General features: G+C 40.2%; 19 protein-coding genes. 17 read left to right on the top strand and 2 right to left on the bottom strand.

The window, feature by feature from the left end; translation table 11 throughout:
- Nucleotides 1-117 precede the first annotated feature (117 nt).
- Nucleotides 118-678 carry a YitT family protein gene (locus LG336_RS24635; protein ID WP_404330112.1) on the top strand — a complete coding sequence of 187 codons (561 nt, stop codon included), beginning with the start codon at nt 118-120 and terminating at the stop codon, nt 676-678.
- Between the two features lie 117 nt (nt 679-795).
- On the opposite strand, the gene LG336_RS24630 is transcribed toward LG336_RS24635, so the two are convergent.
- The gene (locus tag LG336_RS24630) at nt 796-1,200 is read right to left on the bottom strand and encodes a hypothetical protein (RefSeq protein ID WP_404330111.1); all 405 of its coding nucleotides are present in this window, start codon (nt 1,198-1,200) and stop codon (nt 796-798) included.
- Between the two features lie 267 nt (nt 1,201-1,467).
- A complete protein-coding gene (locus LG336_RS24625; protein ID WP_404330110.1) occupies nt 1,468-2,097 on the bottom strand; it encodes a nitroreductase family protein in 630 nt (209 codons plus the stop codon).
- A 144-nt stretch (nt 2,098-2,241) separates the two neighbouring features.
- Between LG336_RS24625 and LG336_RS24620 the strand changes: the two genes are divergently transcribed.
- The 16 genes from LG336_RS24620 (at nt 2,242) to uxaC (ending at nt 24,015) form a co-directional block, all read left to right on the top strand.
- Nucleotides 2,242-2,589, top strand: a complete 348-nt coding sequence (locus tag LG336_RS24620; protein WP_404330109.1) for a winged helix-turn-helix transcriptional regulator — start codon at nt 2,242-2,244, stop codon at nt 2,587-2,589.
- Nucleotides 2,590-3,095: 506 nt separating this feature from the next.
- A complete protein-coding gene (locus LG336_RS24615; protein WP_404330108.1) occupies nt 3,096-4,421 on the top strand; it encodes an ABC transporter substrate-binding protein in 1,326 nt (441 codons plus the stop codon).
- Nucleotides 4,422-4,844: 423 nt separating this feature from the next.
- Entirely contained in the window at nt 4,845-6,137 is a 1,293-nt protein-coding gene (locus LG336_RS24610) for a Gfo/Idh/MocA family protein (protein WP_404330107.1), read from the top strand.
- 485 nt (nt 6,138-6,622) lie between these two features.
- Nucleotides 6,623-7,564, top strand: a complete 942-nt coding sequence (locus LG336_RS24605; protein WP_404330106.1) for a carbohydrate ABC transporter permease — start codon at nt 6,623-6,625, stop codon at nt 7,562-7,564.
- An 8-nt stretch (nt 7,565-7,572) separates the two neighbouring features.
- Nucleotides 7,573-8,409: a carbohydrate ABC transporter permease gene (locus LG336_RS24600; protein ID WP_404330105.1), complete on the top strand. Its 837-nt coding sequence runs from the start codon at nt 7,573-7,575 to the stop codon at nt 8,407-8,409.
- Between the two features lie 37 nt (nt 8,410-8,446).
- Nucleotides 8,447-9,781 carry an ABC transporter substrate-binding protein gene (locus LG336_RS24595; RefSeq protein WP_404330104.1) on the top strand — a complete coding sequence of 445 codons (1,335 nt, stop codon included), beginning with the start codon at nt 8,447-8,449 and terminating at the stop codon, nt 9,779-9,781.
- A gap of 75 nt (nt 9,782-9,856) precedes the next feature.
- Nucleotides 9,857-10,960 carry a glycoside hydrolase family 105 protein gene (locus LG336_RS24590; RefSeq protein ID WP_404330103.1) on the top strand — a complete coding sequence of 368 codons (1,104 nt, stop codon included), beginning with the start codon at nt 9,857-9,859 and terminating at the stop codon, nt 10,958-10,960.
- 189 nt (nt 10,961-11,149) lie between these two features.
- The gene (locus tag LG336_RS24585; RefSeq protein WP_404330102.1) at nt 11,150-14,089 is read left to right on the top strand and encodes a fibronectin type III domain-containing protein; all 2,940 of its coding nucleotides are present in this window, start codon (nt 11,150-11,152) and stop codon (nt 14,087-14,089) included.
- 280 nt (nt 14,090-14,369) lie between these two features.
- Complete coding sequence (locus LG336_RS24580; RefSeq protein ID WP_404330101.1) at nt 14,370-16,163, top strand: sensor histidine kinase; 1,794 nt, start codon at nt 14,370-14,372, stop codon at nt 16,161-16,163.
- Nucleotides 16,160-17,719 (top strand): response regulator, encoded by a 1,560-nt coding sequence (locus tag LG336_RS24575; protein WP_404330100.1) that lies wholly within the window; start codon nt 16,160-16,162, stop codon nt 17,717-17,719. The genes LG336_RS24580 and LG336_RS24575 overlap by 4 nt, the downstream gene beginning before the upstream one ends.
- Before the next feature lie 154 nt (nt 17,720-17,873).
- Nucleotides 17,874-18,521 (top strand): bifunctional 4-hydroxy-2-oxoglutarate aldolase/2-dehydro-3-deoxy-phosphogluconate aldolase, encoded by a 648-nt coding sequence (locus LG336_RS24570; RefSeq protein ID WP_404330099.1) that lies wholly within the window; start codon nt 17,874-17,876, stop codon nt 18,519-18,521.
- Between the two features lie 4 nt (nt 18,522-18,525).
- Nucleotides 18,526-19,539 carry a PfkB family carbohydrate kinase gene (locus LG336_RS24565; RefSeq protein WP_404330098.1) on the top strand — a complete coding sequence of 338 codons (1,014 nt, stop codon included), beginning with the start codon at nt 18,526-18,528 and terminating at the stop codon, nt 19,537-19,539.
- A 36-nt stretch (nt 19,540-19,575) separates the two neighbouring features.
- Nucleotides 19,576-20,406: a 5-dehydro-4-deoxy-D-glucuronate isomerase gene (gene kduI / locus LG336_RS24560; RefSeq protein WP_404330097.1), complete on the top strand. Its 831-nt coding sequence runs from the start codon at nt 19,576-19,578 to the stop codon at nt 20,404-20,406.
- Nucleotides 20,407-20,757: 351 nt separating this feature from the next.
- Nucleotides 20,758-21,540 carry a 2-dehydro-3-deoxy-D-gluconate 5-dehydrogenase KduD gene (gene kduD / locus LG336_RS24555; protein WP_404330096.1) on the top strand — a complete coding sequence of 261 codons (783 nt, stop codon included), beginning with the start codon at nt 20,758-20,760 and terminating at the stop codon, nt 21,538-21,540.
- Between the two features lie 92 nt (nt 21,541-21,632).
- On the top strand, nt 21,633-22,478 hold the full coding sequence (locus LG336_RS24550) for a sugar phosphate isomerase/epimerase family protein (RefSeq protein WP_404330095.1): 846 nt from the start codon (nt 21,633-21,635) through the stop codon (nt 22,476-22,478).
- Nucleotides 22,479-22,602: 124 nt separating this feature from the next.
- A complete protein-coding gene (uxaC, locus tag LG336_RS24545) occupies nt 22,603-24,015 on the top strand; it encodes a glucuronate isomerase (RefSeq protein WP_404333277.1) in 1,413 nt (470 codons plus the stop codon).
- Nucleotides 24,016-24,093: the final 78 nt, after the last annotated feature.

Genomic DNA, 24,093 nt, shown 5'->3' with positions numbered 1-24,093 from the left:
TGGGACAAGGAACCTGTCCCTGCGTCCCACGCAACCCCCATGTCCCACGTATATTCCTAGGACAACCATCATAAGGATTAGAGAGGCCGATTATGGTTGGGGAAATGGGGTGGTGGAATGTTTGCTAGGGTTGCGGCTTTAATTATTGGGAGTATTCTGCTGGGAATTGGGATTAATGGGTTTTTGGTTCCTCATCAATTGCTTGAGGGGGGAATTATTGGACTGGCATTGCTTCTACATTATTATTTTGATTTTCAGGCGGGGCTATGGTCGGCTTTATTGAGTATTCCATTGATTCTTTATGCTTGGGTAAAGGATCGCGCTCAGTTTCACGGTAGTATTTATGGGATGATTGTGACGGCGATATTTATTGATTTACTAGCACCATATCAGTTTTCCCTGCCGATTTGGCTGAGTGCTATTTTAGGAGGAGCCCTTTGCGGGATCGGGGTTGGCTTAATGCTACGATATAAGACAAGCACAGGGGGCACCGACTTAATCGCTTATTTCATAGCGAAAGCAACCCCTTTAAATATAGGATTGTTAATTGCCATAATGGATGTGTTCATCGTTTTGCTAGGTTTTCAGACACTGGGCCTTCAGAGCGTCGTATTCTCATCAATTACGATTTTAATTGCGGGTTATCTGGCGTCTATATGCTATGAGGGATATAGATAATCATAGGAAGATTCTAGGGGAACGAGTACCAATATCCTGGCAACCGTTGATAAAAATAAGATAGATTAAAGAAGACATACTCATTAAAAAAGAGAGTAAATGGATATACAAGTCCATTTACTCTCTTTTACTATTTTTACGGAAGAGCTTTTTAATAAAATAAAGGATTCCTTTAATCACTAAGTAGCCCGCAAAGAACAAAATAAAGCCCCATAAACTAATAACAGCATCATGAAATTCCATGTTTCCACGGCCGGTGATTTTTTGTTGTATCTCAATCGCGAAGACAATCACGAGCAGTACCGTAAAAGTATAAATAAATGAAATGGCTGTGATGCTGTATTGAGCCAAATATTTAAACACAACATTCACGGCTAAAAAGGCTAAGATCCCCACAATTCCAAACACCCAAAGATGCAAATCCTTATCGGTTAGATTCCACCCAGCCTGTCTAGTGACTGCAAAGATAAAATCGTGCAGCGTGTTGATAATCTCAGCAAGGAGCAAAATAAATTCTTTCATCCCATTTCTCCCTCGTTTTGTTAGGTTGGCGGAAAGTTATACGTTACATGAAATTTTTTCTTTAGAAGAATAAAAGTTTAGAAACTCTATTATACACTTAATTAGAAGAAATCGGAGGAGGTAATTCTTAGGGGTGGGACAGAGGGACAGGCACCGTGTCCCGAAGGACACAAGGGGCCAGCCTCACCATTTCCCCGTGTCTCTCGGTGTTTTAGCAAGTAATTTTGGGACAAGGGACCTTGTCCCCTTGTCCCGTTCCCTAGTCCCCTATACGAATTCAACAAGATCCTTTACGGGGATACGCGTTGTTTTGAATGCGGGAGCTGCTGCTTTTCCTAGTGCAATTAATACGATTGGCATATAGCGGTCGGATACTTGGAATTTTTCGATGAATTTCTGTTTATCGAAGCCGCCCATTGTAACTGTGTCATAGCCTTTCGCTTTTGCAAGTAACATCAGCTGCATGGAAACTAAGCCAGCATCGAAGGAAGCGATGTTCGTCCGGATTTCTTCCGGTGCATTCGGGTAAGCGTTGTTTGCACTCTCAATTAACCGATTCATATTGGCTTCATCCATAAAGCCCGCTTCAAAACTGCTTCGGTACACCTTTTCGATGTTTTTATGCATTTCTTTATCCCCGAGAACAGCAATCACGCTCGAAGACGTTTCAACTGGTTCTTGATTGTAGGCAATCTGACGGAGTTCTTTCTTTGTCTCTTGATCATCAATAACGATAAAACGCCAAGGTTGTAGATTGCTAGATGAAGGAGCTAGAGTAGCCTCAGTGAGGATTTCTTCTATTTCCTCTCGAGCAATTTTAAAAGTAGGATCATATTTTCGAACAGAGTGACGATCTCTGATGATATCATTTAAGGTTGGGATTGTTGTCGTTGACATGCTGTTTTCCTCCTAAATCTATTTAACTTACTAATAGTAAGTATGGAGTTAAGCTTACTATTAGTAAGTTAAAGAGTCAAGAAAAAAAACTGTGATATAATCTTGAATATATCAGTATTTACGAAGAAGCGGTGAAGTAATGAGATGAACGAATCGAACAGAAAAAACTGCAACCACAACCAGCAAGATATCGAGAAAATCTGTCATGATTTCCATAGCACAATCGAATTTATTGGTAAGCGATGGATGGGTGTCATCATTCATCATCTATTAAAAGGGCCCAAACGGTTTTCTGAACTAGCCGAGAGCATTCCAGGTATCTCTGACCGTTTATTAACCGAGCGCCTACGAGAATTAGAAAAAGAAGGGTTAATCATAAAAAAAGTCCTTGTGCCTTCGCAAAAGAAAGTAGAATACGAACTAACCCCCGCCGGAAAACAACTAGAAACCGTTTTCGGCACCATCCTACAATGGATCAAACAGCGGGACTAAGGGACAGGTCCCTTGTCCCAAGTGGTTAAGGATTTACCCAAAAATCTAAAGAATTTTTATTAATTAATAAAACGCTATCATTTACAATATGAACAGATACTATGGAAAGACGACGTACTCTAAATAAATCGAGGATACAGAATTAGTTTTACTATTGAAATGGATGTGTTCATGGATATTGTTGACTTTTCACATGTTGATTGGAGCGGAAATCAATAGCCATGTTTAACAGACCCATTAATATAAAAAGGTGTTTTCGTAAAGATTGTTGTTAAAATTGTAAAAATCTTAAAGCCGATTTTTACTACCTAAAGCCGATTTTAACGCAAGGTAAGATATTTGGTACGTGATAAGAAGTTTGCGCGCTCTTTTCTCATTATTAAAAGGCTACTTTGTAGTGAAACAAAGCTAAATTTCACCAAATTGTATCCTAGAGCAACAAAGTTTGAGAAAGAGAGCCAATAAAAAGATTCAGCATTAGTTAAAATCATTATGGAGGAAATCGCATGTTTTCGAAGAAACTAACAACCTCTATACTAGCTTTGACAATGGCAATGGGATTGCTGCTTACAGGATGTGGTAGGGGCGACTCCATTTTCAATGGAAATGCGATGGAAAATGAAGAAGAGGTCCAAATTACGTTCTGGGATGACAATGCAGGACCCCAGCGAACTCCTATATGGGAAGAGCTTATCGAACGGTTTGAGAAACAAAATCCCCAGATTGATGTTGTGTATGTCGGATTGAACAAAGATTCGGCAAAGTCGAAGCTAGACGCAGCGATTGCTGCCAATAATACACCTGATGTTGCTAGTATTTACACTAGCTGGCTTCCGGAATTTGCAGAGCGTGAGGCGTTGCTTCCTTTAGATTATTATTTTGATCTCTGGTCAGAAAAGAATATGATCCTCGAAAAAGAGATTGATTTTAATCGTACGATCGTAAAGGATCAAAAATTATATGGGATTCCTTATACACAAAATCTTGATGTTCTTTGGATTCGAAAAGATTGGTTTGAGGAAGAAGAGGTAAAGGCTCCGGAAACTTGGGACGATTTTTTTCATGCTGTTGAAACACTAACGGACGAATCGAAAGATCGTTATGGGTATTCAATTCGAGGTGGAGTGGGTGGCTCTTTCCAATTACAACGGATGATGTATGCCTATTCTGGCATACAAGATTATATTAAGGATGGGAAAAGTACCATCAATGACCCGAAGCATATTGAGTTTTTAAAAAGGTATTTTGCTTTGTATCAAAACTATACTCCTAAGGGCGATGTCGCCAATAATTATCGAACGATGTTAGCTGGATTTGATACGGGGAAAATTGCAATGATCCAGCATAATCTCGGCTCCTATGGTGAACATCGAGACTTTTTAAAACCCCATCAATATCAGGCCATTCCACTGCCGAAATCTATAGAGGGTGTGCATGTAGCTGAGGGAGGTAATACGATTGGGCTTAGCATTTTTCAAGAAACCGACCACCCAAATGAAGCCTGGAAGCTTGTTCGCTTTTTAAATTCAGCGGAAGCGCAAAGTTATTGGAATAAAACGGTTGGTCAACTCCCTACTAATACTAGCGTGCTTAGTGAAAAGTGGCTATTGGAAGCGCCTCATGCTCAGATGGCGGCTAAGGTTTATGATGACCCTGAAACGATTTTTATTGAGCCCGCGTTTTACTTGCCGGAATATCGTTCGATTCTTAACTCTATGGTTGATTCTTCTATTCAGAAGGTTTTAAGTGGAGAAATGACGGTAGAAGACTTATTAGCTGAATGGGCAAATGCAGTAGAAGAAGCACATAAACGATATACAAAGGATCGATAAACCGTCGTCTTCACGTTAGGCGGTTTATCCATGATCAAAACGGAAACCATCCGTAAGAAATAACGAACAAGGAATCATTAAATCTGAAGAGATTGAATGGTAGTAGAAGTAGGGTTTATTGACAGCGTTAACATCGTGAGAACGCAGGGCAAGTTTATTCATACAACATCATGTTAACGTTAACATGATGCTATTTTCGTAAGGATTGTTGTTAAAATTGTAAAAATCATAAAACCGATTTTTACTACCTAAAGCCGATTTTAACGAAAGATAAGCTATTTTGTACGTTACAGTTAGTTTGCAAGCTCCTTTCTCATAATTAAAAAGTTATTTTACAGTGAAACAAAGCTTCATCGATCCTATTTTGTATCCAAAAGTAACAAACTTTGAGAAAAGAGCCTAACATAAAAAGGAGGCATTACGATGAAAAAATATGTCATCTGTGGAGTTAGTAACCGGGCATTACAAATGTTTATTGGTCCACTATTAAATGAATTCTCAAAAGAAAATGAGATTGTTGGGTTACTAGACTCTGATCCACTTCGTTTCACAGTATGCAAAAACCAATTTCCTCAACTAGAACTAGTTCCAACCTTTTCTCCAGAACAATTCGAAGCGATGATTGACGATACAAAACCGGATTATGTCATTATCGCGGGTCGAGACGATACTCATATTGATTATATTTTACGGTCATTACATAAGGGCATCAATGTGATTACTGAAAAGCCAATGGTAACGAATGCTGCTGATGCCTATAAGGTTATGCAAGCGGAGGCCAAGAGTGAAGGAAAGGTTATTGTCACCTTTAACTATCGCTACAGTCCTTTTCATCGAAAAATAAAAGAAATGATTCTTGAAGGGAAAATTGGCCGAGTCACGTCGGTGGATTTAAATTGGTATATTGATACCTTCCACGGAGCTAGTTATTTTAGAAGATGGAATCGTGATCGTGAATTGTCAGGCGGTTTGTCTGTTCATAAATCTACTCACCATTTTGACCTAGTCAATTGGTGGCTAGATCAAAAACCTGAAGAGGTGTTTGCCTTTGGTCAATTAAATTATTATGGACCGGACGGAGAAATGAATCCTCGTAAAGAAAACAATCGTCATTGTGGAACATGTGAAGTTAAAAGTGATTGCACCTATTATACACGCTGGAATCCACGAAGCGGCGCATCTACTGTTCGTGACGATCATCTGATGGCAGGAGTCTTTGAAAAAATACCGTATACTGATTATCGACCAGATGCTTGTATTTTTGACGAAGAAATTGACATTGAAGATACCTATGTGGCAACCGTCAGATACGACGGTGGAAGTTTGTTGAGCTATTCGATTAATTTTTCGGCCCCTTATGAAGGATATCGTTTGGCCATCAACGGAACAAAAGGAAGAATTGAAACAACTGAATATCATGAACCATCAAGAATTCCGTTTGCGTATCCAGAACAAACAATCGATTATTATCCTTTATTCGGCGGAAAAGAAACCATAGAACTAGTCAAAAATCCTGGAGGCCACGGAGGAGGAGACCCAATTTTATTAGAAGACATCTTCCTCGGCCCAGATCCATTGCGTCCATACGAGATTCAAGCAGGTGCAGAAGCGGGAGCCTACTCAATCGCAGTTGGCGAAGCCGTCTGGCGATCTGTAAAAGAAAAGAAGTCCATTCATATTGAAACTCTATTAAAACAACAGAAAACACATGTATAGTTCATAGACTCACCTCACCTTCAAGGCTTTTGAAAAGTCTTGAAGTTTTTTTGGCTTTGGTAAAGCACATTATTAATTTTCACACCGTTGAAGGCCGCTCAAGGACAAAAACCAGCAAGAAAGCCAGAAAAGTGTCCATGAGAAGGCCGCTCAAGGACAAAATCCGGTAAGAAATCCAGAAAAGTGTCCATGAGAGCCCCACTCAAGGACAAAAACCAGCAAAAATCCAGAAAAGTGTCCATGAGAGCGCCGCTCAAGGACAAAAACCAGCAAGAAATCCAGAAAAGTGTCCATGATTGGAGCGGAAATCAACACCCCAGATTACCAAAACAATTAAATAAGAAGAAAGGCAGAAAAATCTCTAAAGTTACTACTGTCAAAAAAAAGACTAAAATATCTTAAAATTTTAATCAAACATCTAAAAATCTTTAATTATTACTGAAAACGGTTTCACTTATAATAAAAACATGAAAGGAGGAGAAAGAATGAGTGTCCCACAGGAAGTAGTTGAAAACGCCTATAAAAAGAAAAAGATGGTGAAGAAGAGGAAAATAAAGAAAGAGGCCATGGTCCCTTATCTGTTCTTATTGCCATCCTTCCTTGTCATAATGGGTTTTCTATTTTATCCAATTGCAACAGTTTTCTATTATAGTGTCCAGCATTATGACGTATCTGCCCCATACTACAATGGATTTGCTGGCCTTGAGAATTTTGTAAATATTTTTACAAACGATAAACATTTCTTACCAAGTCTTTGGAACAGTGTGAAATGGGTAGTTACCGAGGTTGGTCTACAGTTATCATTCGGTATGATCCTAGCCTTACTATTAAACCAAACGTTTAAACTAAGAGGATTTGTGAGGGCGATTGCCTTTATCCCTTGGGCCATTTCAGGAGTACTCGCCTCTGTTATGTGGTCGTTGATGTTCAACGAGCATATGGGCGTGTTGAATGATTTGCTCATGAAGGTTGGACTCATTAGTGAACCACAAGCATTCCTAGCAAGTACATCCACTGCTTTTGCATCCGTAGTCATTGCAGAGTTATGGAGAGGAATTCCATTCTTTGCGATTACGCTGTTAGCGGCGCTACAAAGTATCCCGAGCGAATTATACGAAGCAGCAAAGGTGGATGGAGCAGGCAGATGGAAATCATTTGCGTTTGTTACTCTTCCACAATTAAAAAATACGATTATCTTAACTACGCTACTAAGGGTCGTTTGGGAGTTTAATAACGTTGACCTAATCTTTAACTTAACAGGCGGTGGACCTGCACACTCCACAACAACACTTACCATGTATATTGCGGATCTTGCAGTCCATGGAAGTAACTTCGGATATGGATCAGCCTTAACCGTTATATCTTTCGGAATTTTATTCATCTTCGCAGTTGTCTATCTTAAATTGTCTCGTTATGAAAGGGAGTGAGTTCAGTTATGTTAACAAATAAAAAGTTAATGGATAAATTTCTCTTTTTATACCTTCCATTAACCATGATGTTGAGTTTCACGGTATTTCCAATCTACTGGACCATTAACACAGCGTTTAAAGCCGAAGGGGATATAATGAAGCGTCCATTAGAATATCTCCCGTTAGCACCAACGGTTGAAAACTTTGTTACAGCATGGACGAACATTGGTTTTGCAACATACTTCAAGAATAGCTTGATTGTTGGAATAAGCACGGTAATCGTTGTTATCGTATTATCCACTTTATCTGGATATGCGCTAAGTAGATATAATTTTAAAGGGAAAAAGAGCTTTCTATTAATGCTTTTGTGTACACAGTTTATTCCAAGAGCAATGATGATTATTCCTTTGTTTATCATCTTTAAAAACCTTGGCCTTATCAGTAATCCGCTATCACTAATTATTACCTATACAGCGATCGAGATTCCGTTTACCACCATCTTGATGACGGGCTTTATCTCGAATGTACCTAAAGAATTAGAAGAAGCGGCCCAAATCGATGGATGTAGTAAGCTTCAATCGATTCGTTACGTAGTACTGCCATTATTGCTTCCAGGAATTGTGGCAACAGCCGTATTTACCTTTATCTACACATGGAACGAGTTCTTAATTGCACTTATGCTGACAAATCAACAATCGATGTTCACCCTACCGGTCGGCTTAAGTTCGATGTTGGGCGAGTTTAACGTCAACTATGGAGCATTGGCAGCAGGTAGTGTAATCGCTTTAATTCCAGCGGTACTGTTATTTGCCTACGCACAAAAGCACCTTGTCAATGGCATGGGTGGAGCTGTGAAAGGTTAATATAAAAAAAAAAACAAATATATAGGGGGTTTGAAACATGTACAAGAAGGCGACAAAATCCTTTCTAACACTAGCGATGACAACAGGTTTATTACTCGCAGGTTGTGGTGGAGGAGAAGAAGCATCAACCGAAAAAACGCCAGCTAAATCAGATGAACCGGTCAAAATTACTTTTTGGGATGAGAATGCTGGTCCTGAGCGTACCCCAATTTGGGAAGAGTTGATCAATAGATTTGAAGCTGAAAATAAGAATATCGATGTAGAGTATGTCGGAATTCCAAATAAATCAGCAAAATCAAAATACGATGCAGCAATTGCCGCAGATGATATGCCGGATGTAGGATCCGTCCAGACAAGCTGGTTACCTGAATTTGCGATTCGTGAAGCACTACTTCCACTAGATTCATATTTTGAAGAGTCCGAACTAAAAGATTTAATTAACGCAGGTGCTGTTGAATTTAACAAGAACATCACTCAAGATGGCAAGCTTTATGGTATTCCATACACACAAAACTTAGATATTCTTTGGATCCGTGCAGACTGGTTTGAAGAAGCTGGTGTGAAAGATCCTGAAACTTGGGATGAGTTCTTTGCAGCCATTGAAAAAATGACGGATAAAGATAAAAATCGTTACGGATACACGATTCGTGGCGGCGCAGGCGGATCTTTCCAATTACAACGTTCAATGTTTGCCTACAGTGGAATTGATAGCTACTTTGATGCAAATGGTAAACCAACCATCAATGATCCTAAGCATGTTGAATTCGTGGAAAGATATCTAGCAAACTACGAAAAGTTCACGCCAAAGAGTGATATCACAAATGGCTACAAAGAAATGGTAGCAGGTTTTGATACAGGTGTTGTAGCAATGGTACACCATAACATCGGTTCATACGGTGAACACAGCAAATCATTAGAAGATGGTCAATACAAAGCGATTCCACTACCAACAACTGAAGATGGCAAATATGTAGCTGAAGGTGGAAACGCAATCAATATGGCGGTATTCAAGACTTCTGAAAACCCAGATGCCGCTTGGAAATTCGCTGAGTTCATCAATTCAGCTGAAGCACAAAGTTATTGGAACGAAATCGTTGGACAAATTCCTACAAACTCTGATGTTTTAGATGATGAATGGGTACAAAACAGCCAACATATCAAAACAGCGTTTGAAGTTTACAACAATCCAGAAACAGTTCTTTACCAACCACCGTTCTACTTACCTGATTACCGCTCCATCCTTGACGGTATTGTAGACCCTGGTACTCAGTCTGTTATGAGTGGAAAGATGACTGCACAGGAATTTTTAGATGAGTGGGCAAAAGCAATTGAGGATTCACAAGCTCAATACGATAAGGCATTTAAGAAGTAATTAAATAGGAACGGGGTGTTGAGTTTCTTGACACCCCGTTTGACTTATAGCTAGGAATGAAAGGGGAAGACAAACATGAGTAGCGAACAAGTAACAATCAATCAAACAGCATTGGTTTTAGCAGAAAAAGCATGTCAGGCTATTATGAACACCTATACACCAGAGGAATTGCCACCAGCAAACTCCTTCCACTATCATCAGGGAGTCTTCTTATATGGAATGCTGCGTGTTTGGGAAGCAACCGGCAAGGAAGAGTACTTCGAATATATGAAGGCATATATTGATAGCTTGATTGATGAAGAAGGAAACCTTTATTTTGCGAGAGATGAGCTGGACTCCGTTCAGGCTGGTATTCTATTATTCCCTTTATATGAAAAAACAAAGCATCCAAAGTATATGGTCGCAGCGAAGAAGCTTCGAAGTCTTTTAGATACAATCAATCGCACCTCAGAAGGTGGTTTCTGGCACAAGGATAAATATCCATACCAAATGTGGTTAGATGGACTATTCATGGCTGGACCGTTCATGTTGATGTATAGCGAACATTTCCAGGAAGAGGAGCTCATCCAAACGGTTCTTCGTCAAGAAAAGCTAATGAGGAAAAATATGACAGACAGCAAATCAGGCTTACTGTACCATGCGTGGGATGAGAAGAAAGTTCAACCATGGTCAGATCCTGAAACGGGCTGTTCACCGGAATTCTGGGGACGTTCTGTCGGTTGGTATGGTACGGCTCTGATTGATTTGCTAGAGCTTTTAGGTGACAAGAAACGCGGACAAGAGGAATTAATTGAATCGCTTCAAAGCTTTATTCCAGCGATTGTTGCCCATCAGGACGAAAAATCTGGCCTTTGGTACCAAATCGTCGATAAAGGCGATCGTCCAGACAACTGGTTAGAGTCTTCTTGCTCGTCGTTATTCTTGTATTTTATTGCAAAAGCCGTCAAACATGGCTATGTAGATGAATCCTACCGCACAATTGTAGATAAAGGGTTCAAGGGATTGGTAGAAAAAATGGTTGAAGAAGATGAGTCAACACTAACACTTAGCGGTATTTGTATTGGTACCTCCGCTGGTACGTACGATTATTATGTCGGACGCCCAACATCAGAAAATGATTTACATGGAATGGGCGCATTTATTTTGGCTAGTATGGCGGTTTATGACCTTGCCAAATAAGGTCTAGGCACCAACTACACTTATCACCTAGAGGAAGCTTCCACACGAAACGACGATATAAACCTTTTCTTATGCTGCAATTTTGTGGGCATAGGAAAAGGTTTCTATATATTTTTGGGGGAAGGAGGTTTGTTTCATTATCTATGAGCCAATTAGCTTCAAAATGACGTGTGAAAGGTGGTAAAAGAGTTGAAGAGACTTAAAGTTCGTATTTCAATCTTTATGGTATTGTTACTAGTTTTTAGTAGTTTTGGGGTAGCAGCTCAAACAAATACCCAAGCTTCTGCACCGGCATCTCCGGTTAATTTACAAATTCCAAGCCTTGCTTTTGACGAGGACAGCATTACCCTTGTGTGGGAAAAGCCTGAGAATTACAGTGAAATCGTTGATTTTAATGTCTATATGAATAACAAGAAAATTGGGAGCGCTTTAAAAGATAATGGTGGTCCTGCTAAGGCCTATATCGATAACTTCTATGAAAATATCGATAAAGATGATTTTCATACCGATATTCTCATTCATAATTTCACCGTTGAAAATCTAAAGCCAAACAAGTCTTATGAATTTTATGTAACATCTGTCAATGCAGATGGTGTAGAATCTAATCCTTCTAATAAAATTACTGGAAAAACGACTCCTGTGCCTGAAGTGTTCAATGTTGTCGATTTTGGGGCGACCCCAGATGATGACTCAAAAGATACAGAGGCGATTCAAGCAGCCATTGATGCAGCCACTACAGGGGCGAAAGTCGTCATTCCAGAGGGGGAATTTATCTCTGGGGAGCTATGGCTTAAATCCGACATGACGTTACAAGTAGACGGTTATTTGCTTGGTTCTGCCGATCCTGAAGACTACAGCATGGGCTTTTGGCTGTACGATTATTCGACGGATGAGCGTTCTTACTCGTTAATCAATGCTCATACATACGATTATGGCAGCCTTAAAAACATTCGAATCGTAGGAAACGGCATCATCGACGGCAATGGCTGGAAGTATGACAAAAGCCATCCGACAATCGATGAAATGGGCAATGAGCTGCCGCGCTTAGTTGCAGGAAATAACTCAAAAGTAACAGGCAATGTAAAAGTCGAAAATGGAAAGATGAGTCCGTTAGATTTGGATTCCCCAGACACGCTTGGCATTTTAGGAGCAACTCAGTCGTACGCGGCTCAAGAAATGGGCATGGATGTGAAATCCGCTTACTCTACTCGCTCCAGCTTGATTACAGTGCGTGGTGTTGACGGGATGTATTATGAAGGCATTACCCAATTGAATCCTGCCTTCCACGGAATTGTAAACCTTCACAGCAAGAATATTGTTGTAAATGGAACCATCTCTAAAACCTACGATGGCAATAATGCGGATGGTTATGAGTTCGGTGATTCGCAAAACATCATGGTTTTTAACAACTATATCGATACCGGAGATGACGCCATTAACTTTGCAGCCGGTATGGGACAAGCGGCTGATGGAAAAGAACCAACTGGGAATGCATGGATTTTCAATAACTATATTCGTGAAGGCCACGGTGGCGTCGTAACCGGAAGTCATACCGGCGGCTGGATTCAAGATTTTTTAGTTGAAGATAATATCATGTATAAAACAGATGTTGGGTTACGCAGTAAAACCAACACTCCAATGGGCGGTGGTGCTAGAAATATCTTATTTCGAGATAATGCGTTAGAAGGCATCGACGGCGATGGTCCGTTTGTGTTTACATCCGCTTATACTGATGCAAATGCAGCGATCGTATATGAGCCGGCTCAAGAAATCTCGCAGTTTAAAGACATGGAGATTGTGAATACAACCGTACGCAATCAAGGTGGAAGCAATAAACAATCTATCCTTGTAAACGGGAATAACGATGTTGGCGAAGTTTATCATGAAAACATTATCTTTAAAGATGTAAAATTTGATAATGTGTTTTCTGCCAATATGAATTATGCAAAGGGCTTTAAGTTTATCAATGTTGAGTTTACAAACATTAAAGATAATGGCGGAAATCCTTGGAGAATTAAAAACTCATCTGAACTTGTATTTGAGAACACAATAGCACCTGAGGATGCGGTTCAACAGCCAGATTGGTTAGAAACAGCAGCTGTTCAAGCGACATCTTCAGCTGATGGCAAGAGTGTAACACTAACTTGGGACGCAGCTACAGATAATGTCGGTGTTGCAGGGTACACCCTCTATCAAAATGGTGAAAAATTAGGCAACAACTATACAAGTACAAACAAAACAAGCTTCACTGTAACCGGACTAACTCCAGCGAAGGAGTACTCTTTTAAAGTAGAAGCAGCTGATGCAACCGGAAATCGTACATCAGATGGTCCTGAAGTAACCGTAACAACAGAAGGTACTGCCGATGAAACAGCACCTGTGCTTCCTGCTAATACAAGCATCAAACAGCCGACAACGAAAATACCGGCTAGCAATACGTTTAGCGGCAAAGCAGTTGAAGTGGTGTATCCTGGCTTTACATGGGCTTCCGTTACATGGGATGCAGCAAATGATGATACCAGAATTGCTGGTTACAATGTGTATGCAAATGGCGAATTACAAGGATTTGCCTCGTCAAACAAATATACCTTATCAAATCTCCAACCAGGCACCACCTATGATGTAGAAGTAGAAGCAGTTGACCTTGCTGGAAACACAACTGCATACGGCAGTTCCCTTGAAGTCGAAACGGCTCCTGCATATGCAATCGGTGCCCCAATGTTTGATGGAGGACTCACAACGGTCATCGGCCAGGATGGAAGAAGCGTAGCGCTTTCTTGGAACGAAGCAAGTGCAACAAACCAAGAGGTAATTGGTTATCGTGTCTATGTAAATGGACAGCCAATTAACGCAGGCGATACTGCCTTCACGCCAATTAATGCGGAGATGACAACAGCAGAGACAAATTATACCGTAACCGATCTTAAACCTGGGAAGAAATACAGCTTTAAGGTAGAGGCAGTAGGAGAGGGAACCAAATATTCAAAACGAGAACGACTCGCTGATGTGGTTCCGAATGGTTTGGTTAAAGTGACTGGGTACAGATGGAGTGGCTTTGGGCCAAGCGAAACAGTTCATCTTATTCCTGGAAAATCAGTTAGTGAACAAGCTAAATCTAAGAATAATTAACTAGATTTATTGAACAAATTTTTACAGTTTCATAGATTGCCAAGGGAGATAGCATATGATTTCTCCCTTGGCAATCTTCTTCTAGTTTTATCAATGAAAAACAGTCCATACCAGCGACTAGACAAGCTCAAAAGATAAAGAGAGGGCTTCAATTATTGTAGAGATTCCCGATTACGGCAGAAGAATGTCGTAGATTGTTAAAATAGGTCTATTTATCTTTGTCTATTGGTTTGGTAATATGAAAGAGCACACACCCTTATTTTTACAAGGAGCACCCGAGATGATTTATGAAAAGATTAAAAAAATCATTCAAAAATATTTTCTTTTTTCGATAAAATCAACGATTAATACGCTCTATCTTCCGATTATTATTGTCTTTATTTTCATTACTGGTTGGGTTTCGACATTACTTGCGACCGAACAAATTGAGGAAAATGCCTACAATAGTATGAACGATACGGTTTATCAAACGAAAAATTACTTAGAATACATGCTGTCGGATGCCTTTCAACAATTGGTAGCACTGTCGAATGATCCAAAGCTTTTGTCGTTAAATACGAGCGAGGAAGGCGAAGTAAGTCCAGAGACATATGTAGCGTTTGATAATAAATTACAAGTGATTTATAGTCACTTCAATGTCATGCTCGAATCGATTTTAATTGATATCAATCATGGAGAATTTACGCTTTATCGTAATAGTGACCACAATTTTCCGTCCATGTATTATGAAGAATATTTTGAGGTATATCAAGGAAACAAGGAATCGTACTACTGGCGAAACCTTCATGTTGATCCAGTGTTCAATGAAGGAAATAACGTCGTTTCAGTTTTTAAATTAATTGAAGATATAGAAACTTCTACAGAAGGAATTATTCTTTTTAATTTTCGCGAGGATTTCTTTAAACAGATTTTAGATAAGTCCCTTATTGACGGGAATGGATATTTGACGCTCATTAGTCCGGATGGACATTTTGCATCAAAAGAGGTCCCAGAAGAATATCAGCTAGACCAGAATATGATTACTTACTTGCAAAGTGTTGATCAGGAGGTTGGGAGACTGTCTTTTGAAAACGCTAACAACGAAACAATGATTGCTTTATACGATACCATTGGCGTCAATAAGTGGAAACTGGTTTCTGTTATTCCACAAAGCGAAATCCTTAACCGAGTGAATTATATCAAGTATGTGACCTTATCGATTATCGCAGTTATGAGCGTGATTGCGATCTTTCTATCAAACTTTGTCGGGCGGGTTATCTCTAATCCTTTTGAAAAGTTAGCGAAACAAATGAAAAAGGTAGAGTCTAATCATCCTCACCTTGATTTTGAAATGTCTGGTCCTGAAGAAATGAAAATTCTTCATCATGGTTTCAAAGAGCTGAATATCCGCATAGATGGCTTAATGGACCAGGTTCGGCTAGAGCAAGAGGAGAAACGACAGTTAGAATTTGCTGTTATGCATGCGCAAATAAACCCTCATTTTCTCTATAATACGCTTTACTCCATTAAAGGCTTGAGTGATATGGGGTTGAATAAGGATGCGAGTAAAATGGTTACGGCACTTTCGAGCTTTTTCCGTATCGGAATTAGCAAAGGGAAAGAAATCATTTCAATCAAAGAGGAAGTCGAACATATCCAGCATTATTTATTTATCCAAGAAATGCGCTACGGCGACGACTTTTCCTATGAAATTAACGTAGAAAAAGAGATTCTAGACTACAACATTATTAAACTATCCCTGCAGCCTCTGCTCGAAAATGCTATCTATCATGGCGTGAAGCAGAAGCGTGGTCAAGGAAAGATTCAAATCAATGGCTACGAAAAAGATGACATCATTCATCTAGAAGTACTCGATAATGGAAACGGGATCGATGCTGATAAGTTAAACGATATTAAAAAGGAAATTAATGCAGCATACGGTGAAAAGAAACAGTTTATCGGCGTTGGTTTGCAAAGTGTAAATGAGCGAATCAAAATCCATTTTGGAAGACAATACGGAATTTTGATTGAAAGTGAGCTTGGAATCGGCACGAGAATAACAATTACTATTCCCAAAATAAGAGGGGAGCAATGATAATGCATAAAGTGATGATTGTAGAAGATGATCGGATTATTCGTCGTGGATTGTGTCAGGCAATTCCTTGGGAACAGAATGGTTTTTACGTGGCAGGAGAGGCTGGCGACGGGGAGGTCGCGATTGAATTAATTGAGAAAGAACAGCCACAGGTTGTGGTGTCTGATATCAATATGCCTTTTATGAATGGACTGGAAATGGCCAAGCTGGTCAAAGAAAAAAGTCCTGCAACAAAGATTATCTTTCTAACAGGATATGAAGATTTTAGCTACGCACAACAAGCAATAAAGGTAAGAGCTTATGACTACTTGTTGAAGCCTGTTGATTCTGAGCAGCTACTCCAGAAGGTGATAGAGGCTGCCACCGAATGGGAAAATGATCGAGTGAATGAAAAGAGAATCCTAGACTCGATGCCGTTATTGCAACAAAACTTCCTGCAAAATCTTACGAGGCAAGAAGCAAAACGGGTGGATATTGAGGCAGAGCTCCTTGCCCTTGATATCCATTTAGATGGACCCTTCTTTTCCTCACTGCTCATCCATTTTGATAGTAGCAATAAAGAGGACAATGAGCGTTTCAAAGATAATGCTACAAAAAGGATTTCCGACTTCCTGACATCCTGTGAAGGTGCAGTTTTGAATGCAGGTGAAAATGAAATAGCTGTCTTTCTATCGTTAGAAACCAATCAAAGTAATAAAATTGAAATCTTGGCCAAGGACCTGCTTCAGCTTCAAGATGAAGGCAAACAGCAGCTAACGATTACTTATGGGCGGGTATATGACAATGTATTTGAGCTAGGTCACTCGTACATTGACTGTCGTTTAGCTATGGACATGCGGCATATCATGGGACCAGGAAAAATCTATCGGCTTGATGATATCTCCTCAAACTGTAAGCAAAGTGAAGAAAACGTAAAGGAACTTGATCGAAAGTTAGAAAATCAAATCAAATTAGGCTTGCCGGAAAAAGTGAGCGAAACTCTAGCTCAATTAAATGTAGCCATTTTTGAAAGCCGAAAAAGCACATTATTGGAAATGAAAACACTGGCAGTTAAATATAGTTCGATGCTCTTTTATGAAATTGAAAAGTGGAGGAAAGAGGAAGTAAAAGGGTTCAATTCATCAAAATACTATGAAGATATTATGAAATTAACCTCGTTAAATGAAATGTTTGAGATACTGCAGCGCTTAGTTCAAGAATGGTCCTCGCTCATGAATAAAAGCAAGCAAAATAGTCGCTATACCCTTGTCGACCAAGCCATTGAGTATATGAAAGATACATTCCACGAAACTGGGTTAACTCTACAAAAGGTAGCCAACCATATCCATGTGAGCTCTCCTTATTTAAGCAACCTATTCAAAGTTGAAAAGGGCTTTAACTTTGGTGATTGCTTATTGGAGCTGCGAATGAAAAAGGCGATGGAGATTCTCGGAGATGTAAACTTAAAAACATATGAGGTTTCCGAACAAGTTGGCTATAGCAATCCTCAGTACTTTAGTATTTGCTTTAAAAAATATACAGGCTATACTCCAGCTGAGTATCGTAAGAAACATTGAGGAAATGTTAAATTTTTTAAGATATAAGTTTAATTTGTTAAGGGGTTTCCCACCAAAGGTTTAACTCTCCTTAATGGACCGATATAATCAAGTTGTAAGTATCCACCAATCATTAACTCTATTTATATACAATAATAGCTTTTGGAGTGATCGTATGAAGAAATTGCAAACACTCAATAAACTAACCCAATGTGGTGTCGTAGCCGTTGTGAGAGCTGATTCTAAAGAAGAAGCTGCTAAAATCTCAGAAGCATGTGTGAAAGGCGGAATCTATGGAATCGAAGTGACGTTCACCGTGGACGGTGCCGACGAGGTCATTAAAGAATTGACTCAGCAGTACAAGGATAGTAACGAAGTCGTTATTGGTGCTGGAACTGTGCTGGATGCCACTACTGCTAGAATTGCCATCTTAGCTGGTGCACAGTATGTTGTGAGTCCTTGCTTTGATGAAGAAACAGCTAAGTTGTGTAACCGCTACCAAATTCCTTACCTGCCTGGTTGCATGACGATTACAGAAATGACACGCGCTCTAGAAGCAGGTGTCGATATTGTTAAATTGTTCCCTGGAAATGCCTTTGGACCTGATTTTATCAAAGCAGTGAAAGGGCCGCTTCCACAGGTTAACATCATGCCAACAGGCGGTGTGAGTTTAGAAAATGTCGATCAATGGATCAAAAATGGTTGCGTGGCAGTAGGTGTCGGCGGAAATCTAGTTGCCCCTGCGAAAACGGGCGAGTTTGATAAAATTACTGAGCTTGCTCAAGCCTATGTAGAAAAAGTTCAAGCCGCAAGAGAGGCGTAAGATAATGAAAAAAGTCGTTACATTTGGCGAGATTTTACTGAGATTTTCAAGCAATGCAGGAGAGCGTCTATTCCAATCTCAACAGATTCATACACATTTCGGCGGGGCCGAAGCCAATGTGGCAGTATCACTAGCACGCTTCGGACATGATGTCTATTTTGTCAGCAAGGTGCCGAATAACCCACTTGGGAACGAAGTAGAAAAACATCTAAAATCACACGGAGTTCACACGAACTTTTTACTAAAAGGCGGCGAACGACTAGGAACCTATTATGTTGAATCTGGTGTAGGACCTAGAAGTCCGCAAGTCACCTATGATCGTAAGTATTCTAGTATTTCACAGCTAGCACTTGATGAGGTGGATTTTGAGGAAGTGTTTGCAGGTGCTTCCCTTTATCATGTTTCAGGCATAACCGCTGCTCTCGCTCCAAGTATGAGAGAACTGGTTCTGCTTTCCTTAAAAAAGGCTAAGGAATTTGGAGTGACGACAAGCTTTGATTTTAACTATCGAGCAAAGCTGTGGAGTCAGCAGGAAGCGGCTGAAGCTATTAAATTGTATCTTTCATATGTTGATATTTGCTCTTGCGGAGAATTGGATGCGCTTTATTTATTAGGAATTCAGAAGGCTGATGATGCTTTAGAACCTAGTGAGAAGCTCCAATACTACTACGATAAAATCCAGCAAATGTACCCAAATATTCGTTGGATGAGCTCAACGTTCCGCGGTGTAGTGTCGGCTTCAACAAACACCTTGCAAGGAAACGTTTATCAGGGTGGCGTGTTGTACCAGTCAAAAGTCTACAACATTGACCAAATCGTTGACCGTGTAGGTGGCGGTGATGCCTTTGCAGCTGGTATCCTTCACGGAATACTAAAAGGATGGAATCCAGACGACATTGCTTCCTTTGCAACAGCCGCATCGGTGCTAAAACATACAGTCTACGGAGATTGTAATGTTTTCACCGAAGAAGAGATCGAACAATTTGCAAGCAGTGCTCCTGGCAAGATTGTTAGGTAACTATTCACATAGATTTGAAGGAGGAATTTATAAAACATGGAAACTCGTTATGCGAATCACCCAGAAGAAATTAAACGGTACAATACGGACGAATTACGGGAGCATTTCCTCGTTGAGACTCTTTTTGAAACAGGAAAGGTTCATTTAACTTATACACATGTGGATCGGATGATTTTCGGTGGAGTGACTCCAGCAGAAGAGCAGTTAACCATTAAGCTTGATAAAGAGCTTGGGGTTGAATATTTCTTAGAGCGTCGTGAACTTGGTATCATCAATATCGGTGGCGACGGTGCGGTTATTTTAGACGGTGTTGAATATGATATGCAGCGCCGTGATGGTCTATATGTTGGAAAAGGCACAAAGGAAGTGTACTTCCGCTCGGTTGATCCAAGCAATCCAGCGAAATTCTATATCAATTCTACGCCAGCGCACCACACGTACCCAACGGTGAAAATTGATATTAACAAGATTACACCTCTTGAAGCTGGTGAGCCTGGAACGTTAAATGAACGTAAAATCTACCAATATGTACATCCAAACGTATGTGAAAGCTGCCAGCTACAAATGGGCTTAACTATGCTGTCACCAGGAAGCGTCTGGAACACAATGCCTTGTCATACGCATGAGCGTCGTATGGAAGTGTACTTGTACTTTGATATGGAGCCGGAAACACGCGTATTCCATTTCATGGGCAAACCAGATGAAACAAGACATTTGGTGATGAAAAACGAACAAGCAGCGATTTCCCCAAGCTGGTCCATCCACACAGGAACAGCAACAAGCAACTACACATTCATTTGGGGAATGTGCGGAGAGAACATTACGTACCATGACATGGATCATGTGAAAATGGAAGAATTACGTTAAAAATAAACTTTTATAGCAATAAAAGAATATGCTCTCGGGGCCATTCTAGAAAAAATTATCAGGGAACCTTGTAGAAATAAAGGTTCCCTGCTCTTAAATTAAGGCTCTTTTCGTAAAGGTTGTTGTTAAAATTGTAAAAATCTTAAAGCCGATTTTTACTACCTAAAGCCGATTTTAACGCAAGGTAAACTATTTTGTACGTTATAGTAAGTTTGCAAGCTCTTTTCTCATAAATAAAAAGCTATTTTGCAGTGAAACATAGCTGCATCTATCTTATTTTATATCCAAAGCAACAAAGTTTGAGAAAAGAGCCTAAATAAAACAAAAATTATACCTATGGGGGTAAATAATATGACAACTCAACTAAATGACTTTTCATTAGATTTCTTTTCATTAGCAGGAAAAGTAGCGATGGTTACAGGTGGAAACACTGGATTAGGTCAAGGCTATGCAGTAGCACTTGCGAAAGCGGGAGCGGATCTTTTCGTTGTAACGCATGATGATAATTGGAATGAAACTCGTGAACTAATTGAGCAAGAAGGACGCCGTGTTGAATTCTTCCAGGCTGACTTAACAAATAGAGAAGCGATTAAAAATGTCGTTACAGTATGTAAAGAGGCTTATGGGCATATTGACATCCTCGTGAACAATGCCGGTACAATTCGCCGTGCTCCACTTCTTGAGTATAAGCAAGAAGATTGGGATGCGGTTATGGAAATTAACTTAAACGCTGTTTACTTCCTGAGCCAAGAGGTAGCAAAAGTAATGGTTGAACAAAAGAGTGGAAAAATTATCAACATTGCATCGATGCTTTCATACCAAGGTGGAAAGTTCGTACCTCCGTACACAGCAAGTAAGCATGCCGTAGCTGGAGTGACAAAATCTTTCGCGAACGAATTAGCGGAGTATGGCCTGCAAATCAATGCAATTGCACCTGGCTATGTTGCAACTGCGAATACGGCGCCAATTCGTGCTGATGAACAGCGCAACAAAGAAATTCTTTCTCGTATCCCAGCTGCACGCTGGGCGAGCCCGGCCGATTTAATGGGAGCAGTTGTGTTCTTATCAAGCCGTGCTTCTGATTACATGAACGGCCATATCCTAGCAGTTGATGGCGGATGGTTAGCAAGATAAGGTAGTCTCGGTTAGCCGTATCATGAAGGGAAAGTGATACGGCTATTTTTTCCTATAAACACAACAAAACTTAAAATCACCGGAGGAAAGCGATGAAAGCAAATATTGGGATTCGAGCACATGACATTGAACCTCTTCCATTGGAGCAGTTGGTAAAAGAAATCTCAAGTAAAGGGTTATCGTCGGTTCAGTTGGCGCTAGCAAAGTCATTTGGTGACCAGTTTCAAACAGGTTTGGGTAGCTTAAGTCCGGGATTGGCCCATCATATCGGAAGAGCATTCCGCAATGAAAACCTTCAAATTGCCTTATTAGGCTGTTATATCAACATGATTCATCCTGATCAAAAAGAACGCCGAAAGTCATTAGATCGTTTCAAAGAGCATATTCGCTTTGCCCGCGATTTTGGCTGCGGCATCGTTGGAACTGAAACAGGAAATGTAAACGCGGATATTGTGTACACCGAAGAAAACTTCACTGAAAAACCGTATCAGGAAGTGGTTGAAAGTGTACGTGAACTTGTTGAGGAAGCGGAGAAGCATGGTGTCATTGTTGGCATTGAAGGGGGCATTAACCACCCAATTCACACGCCGCAGCGCATGAAACGCTTGTTGGATGACATTAACTCCAACAATCTTCAAGTTATTTTTGACCCAGCCAACTACCTAACACCTGATAACTATCTAGAACAAGAGCAGGTTTTTGCCGAGGCTTTTGAATTGTTCGGCGATCGCATCGTCATTTTACATGCGAAAGACATCGTAATTGAGGATAACTGGATCAAGATGGTGCCAGTGGGTACCGGTCTATTAAATTATGATGCGGTTTTCAGTTATATAAAAAAACAAAAACCGTTTGTAAATATTTTATTAGAGAGCACCAAGGAGCCACATATCACCAACAGCATTGCCTTCTTGCAGGAAAAGTATGAAAAGGCATAATCACAAATAGTAATAGATATAACAATCAATCGATTTTTTTTATACTGGGATGTTCACGTGAACATCGTGCGATAACAACCATAACCAATCTTAAAAGAAAGCTGGTGCTACTGTGCGAAATTTTATGGATGAAAATTTTCTTTTAACAAGCGAAACAGCCATCAAATTGTACCACGATTATGCGAAGGAAATGCCAATTATCGATTATCATTGCCATTTGAGCCCGCAGGAAATTTATGAAAATAAATCGTTTAAAAATATCACGGAAATCTGGCTGTATGGCGATCATTACAAGTGGCGCGCAATGAGAAGCAATGGAATAGAAGAGGAAAAGATTACTGGGAACGCGAGTGATTATGATAAATTCCTTGCTTGGGCGCAAACTGTACCAATGACAATGGGGAACCCGTTATATAACTGGACACACCTTGAGCTACAACGTTTCTTTGGCATCAATGAAATTTTAAATAAAAAAACCGCTCCGGAAATTTGGGAAAAGGTGAATGCCCAGCTTAACAGTGAAGGTTTTGGCGCTAGAGATTTAATTAAGAAATCAAATGTTCAAGTGGTTTGTACAACCGATGACCCGGTGGATTCCCTTGAGTACCATATCAAGTTAAAAGCAGAAGGCGACTTTGATGTTCAAGTCCTACCTAGCTTCCGTCCTGATAAAGGCTTGGAAATCAATCGTGATGGCTATCTGGACTGGATTCAAAAGCTTCAAGAAGTTTCCGGTACTGAAATTACAGCCTACGATCACTTGTTAACCGCACTTGAAGCAAGAGTACGCTTCTTCCATTCCGTTGGCGGAAGAGTTTCCGACCACGCAATCGATACCATGATGTATGCAGACACAACGAAAGAGGAAGCGGCTGAGATTTTCCAACAAGCGTTAGCAGGAAAGAAGGTTTCCCGTGAAGAAGAGGCCAAATACAAAACCTATACACTGAGATTTTTAGGAAGCTTGTACTCGGAGTTGAATTGGGCGATGCAGTTCCACATCAATGCGCTCCGAAATAATAACACGAGAATGTTCAACACACTTGGACCAGACACTGGTTATGATTCAATGAATGATGACAAAATTGCAAAACCACTCGCTCGTTTACTAGATAGTATTGACCAAGAAAGCAGCCTACCGAAAACCATTATTTATTCCTTGAACCCGAGCGACAACAACGTCATTGGTACCATGATCGGTTCGTTCCAGGGTGGCGGAGTACCAGGGAAGATTCAGTTTGGAACAGCTTGGTGGTTTAACGATAATAAAAGCGGCATGCTTGAGCAAATGCAATCCTTAGCCAATTTAGGCTTGTTCACTCGCTTTATTGGGATGCTAACAGACTCTCGGAGCTTCCTTTCCTACACAAGACATGAGTATTTTAGAAGACTAGTATGTTCGTTCGTCGCTGATTGGGTAGAAAATGGCGAAGTGCCCAATGACCTTGAGTTCTTAGGCGAAATCGTTCAAGGCATCTCCTATACCAACGCCAAAGAGTACTTCAAGTTTCAAGAAAGCGAACTAGCTGTTCGTTAAACAGCGGTTTGTGAAAAGTTGGTTATGTCATTTAACTATTGGCGTCGTTAAGGTACTTTCATTCTCACATCGTTGATT

This window comes from Mesobacillus maritimus, from assembly GCF_044803185.1.
In the GTDB taxonomy this organism is placed as follows: Bacteria; Bacillota; Bacilli; order Bacillales; family Cytobacillaceae; genus Mesobacillus_B; species Mesobacillus_B maritimus_B.
The sequence above is the reverse complement of the archived record's forward strand: the minus strand, read 5'-3'. Positions and strand labels throughout refer to the sequence as shown.

What these genes read in the sequence shown, in the direction of transcription:
- LG336_RS24620 (WP_404330109.1), top strand. Translation starts at nt 2,242, where the DNA reads ATGAACGAATCGAACAGAAAAAACTGCAACCACAACCAGCAAGATATC.
- kduD (WP_404330096.1), top strand. Translation starts at nt 20,758, where the DNA reads ATGACAACTCAACTAAATGACTTTTCATTAGATTTCTTTTCATTAGCA.
- LG336_RS24600 (WP_404330105.1), top strand. Translation starts at nt 7,573, where the DNA reads ATGTTAACAAATAAAAAGTTAATGGATAAATTTCTCTTTTTATACCTT.
- LG336_RS24570 (WP_404330099.1), top strand. Translation starts at nt 17,874, where the DNA reads ATGAAGAAATTGCAAACACTCAATAAACTAACCCAATGTGGTGTCGTA.
- LG336_RS24605 (WP_404330106.1), top strand. Translation starts at nt 6,623, where the DNA reads ATGAGTGTCCCACAGGAAGTAGTTGAAAACGCCTATAAAAAGAAAAAG.
- LG336_RS24630 (WP_404330111.1), bottom strand. Translation starts at nt 1,200, where the DNA reads ATGAAAGAATTTATTTTGCTCCTTGCTGAGATTATCAACACGCTGCAC.
- LG336_RS24625 (WP_404330110.1), bottom strand. Translation starts at nt 2,097, where the DNA reads ATGTCAACGACAACAATCCCAACCTTAAATGATATCATCAGAGATCGT.
- LG336_RS24580 (WP_404330101.1), top strand. Translation starts at nt 14,370, where the DNA reads ATGATTTATGAAAAGATTAAAAAAATCATTCAAAAATATTTTCTTTTT.
- LG336_RS24595 (WP_404330104.1), top strand. Translation starts at nt 8,447, where the DNA reads ATGTACAAGAAGGCGACAAAATCCTTTCTAACACTAGCGATGACAACA.
- LG336_RS24635 (WP_404330112.1), top strand. Translation starts at nt 118, where the DNA reads ATGTTTGCTAGGGTTGCGGCTTTAATTATTGGGAGTATTCTGCTGGGA.
- LG336_RS24565 (WP_404330098.1), top strand. Translation starts at nt 18,526, where the DNA reads ATGAAAAAAGTCGTTACATTTGGCGAGATTTTACTGAGATTTTCAAGC.
- LG336_RS24590 (WP_404330103.1), top strand. Translation starts at nt 9,857, where the DNA reads ATGAGTAGCGAACAAGTAACAATCAATCAAACAGCATTGGTTTTAGCA.
- LG336_RS24610 (WP_404330107.1), top strand. Translation starts at nt 4,845, where the DNA reads ATGAAAAAATATGTCATCTGTGGAGTTAGTAACCGGGCATTACAAATG.
- uxaC (WP_404333277.1), top strand. Translation starts at nt 22,603, where the DNA reads ATGGATGAAAATTTTCTTTTAACAAGCGAAACAGCCATCAAATTGTAC.
- LG336_RS24575 (WP_404330100.1), top strand. Translation starts at nt 16,160, where the DNA reads ATGATAATGCATAAAGTGATGATTGTAGAAGATGATCGGATTATTCGT.
- LG336_RS24550 (WP_404330095.1), top strand. Translation starts at nt 21,633, where the DNA reads ATGAAAGCAAATATTGGGATTCGAGCACATGACATTGAACCTCTTCCA.
- kduI (WP_404330097.1), top strand. Translation starts at nt 19,576, where the DNA reads ATGGAAACTCGTTATGCGAATCACCCAGAAGAAATTAAACGGTACAAT.
- LG336_RS24615 (WP_404330108.1), top strand. Translation starts at nt 3,096, where the DNA reads ATGTTTTCGAAGAAACTAACAACCTCTATACTAGCTTTGACAATGGCA.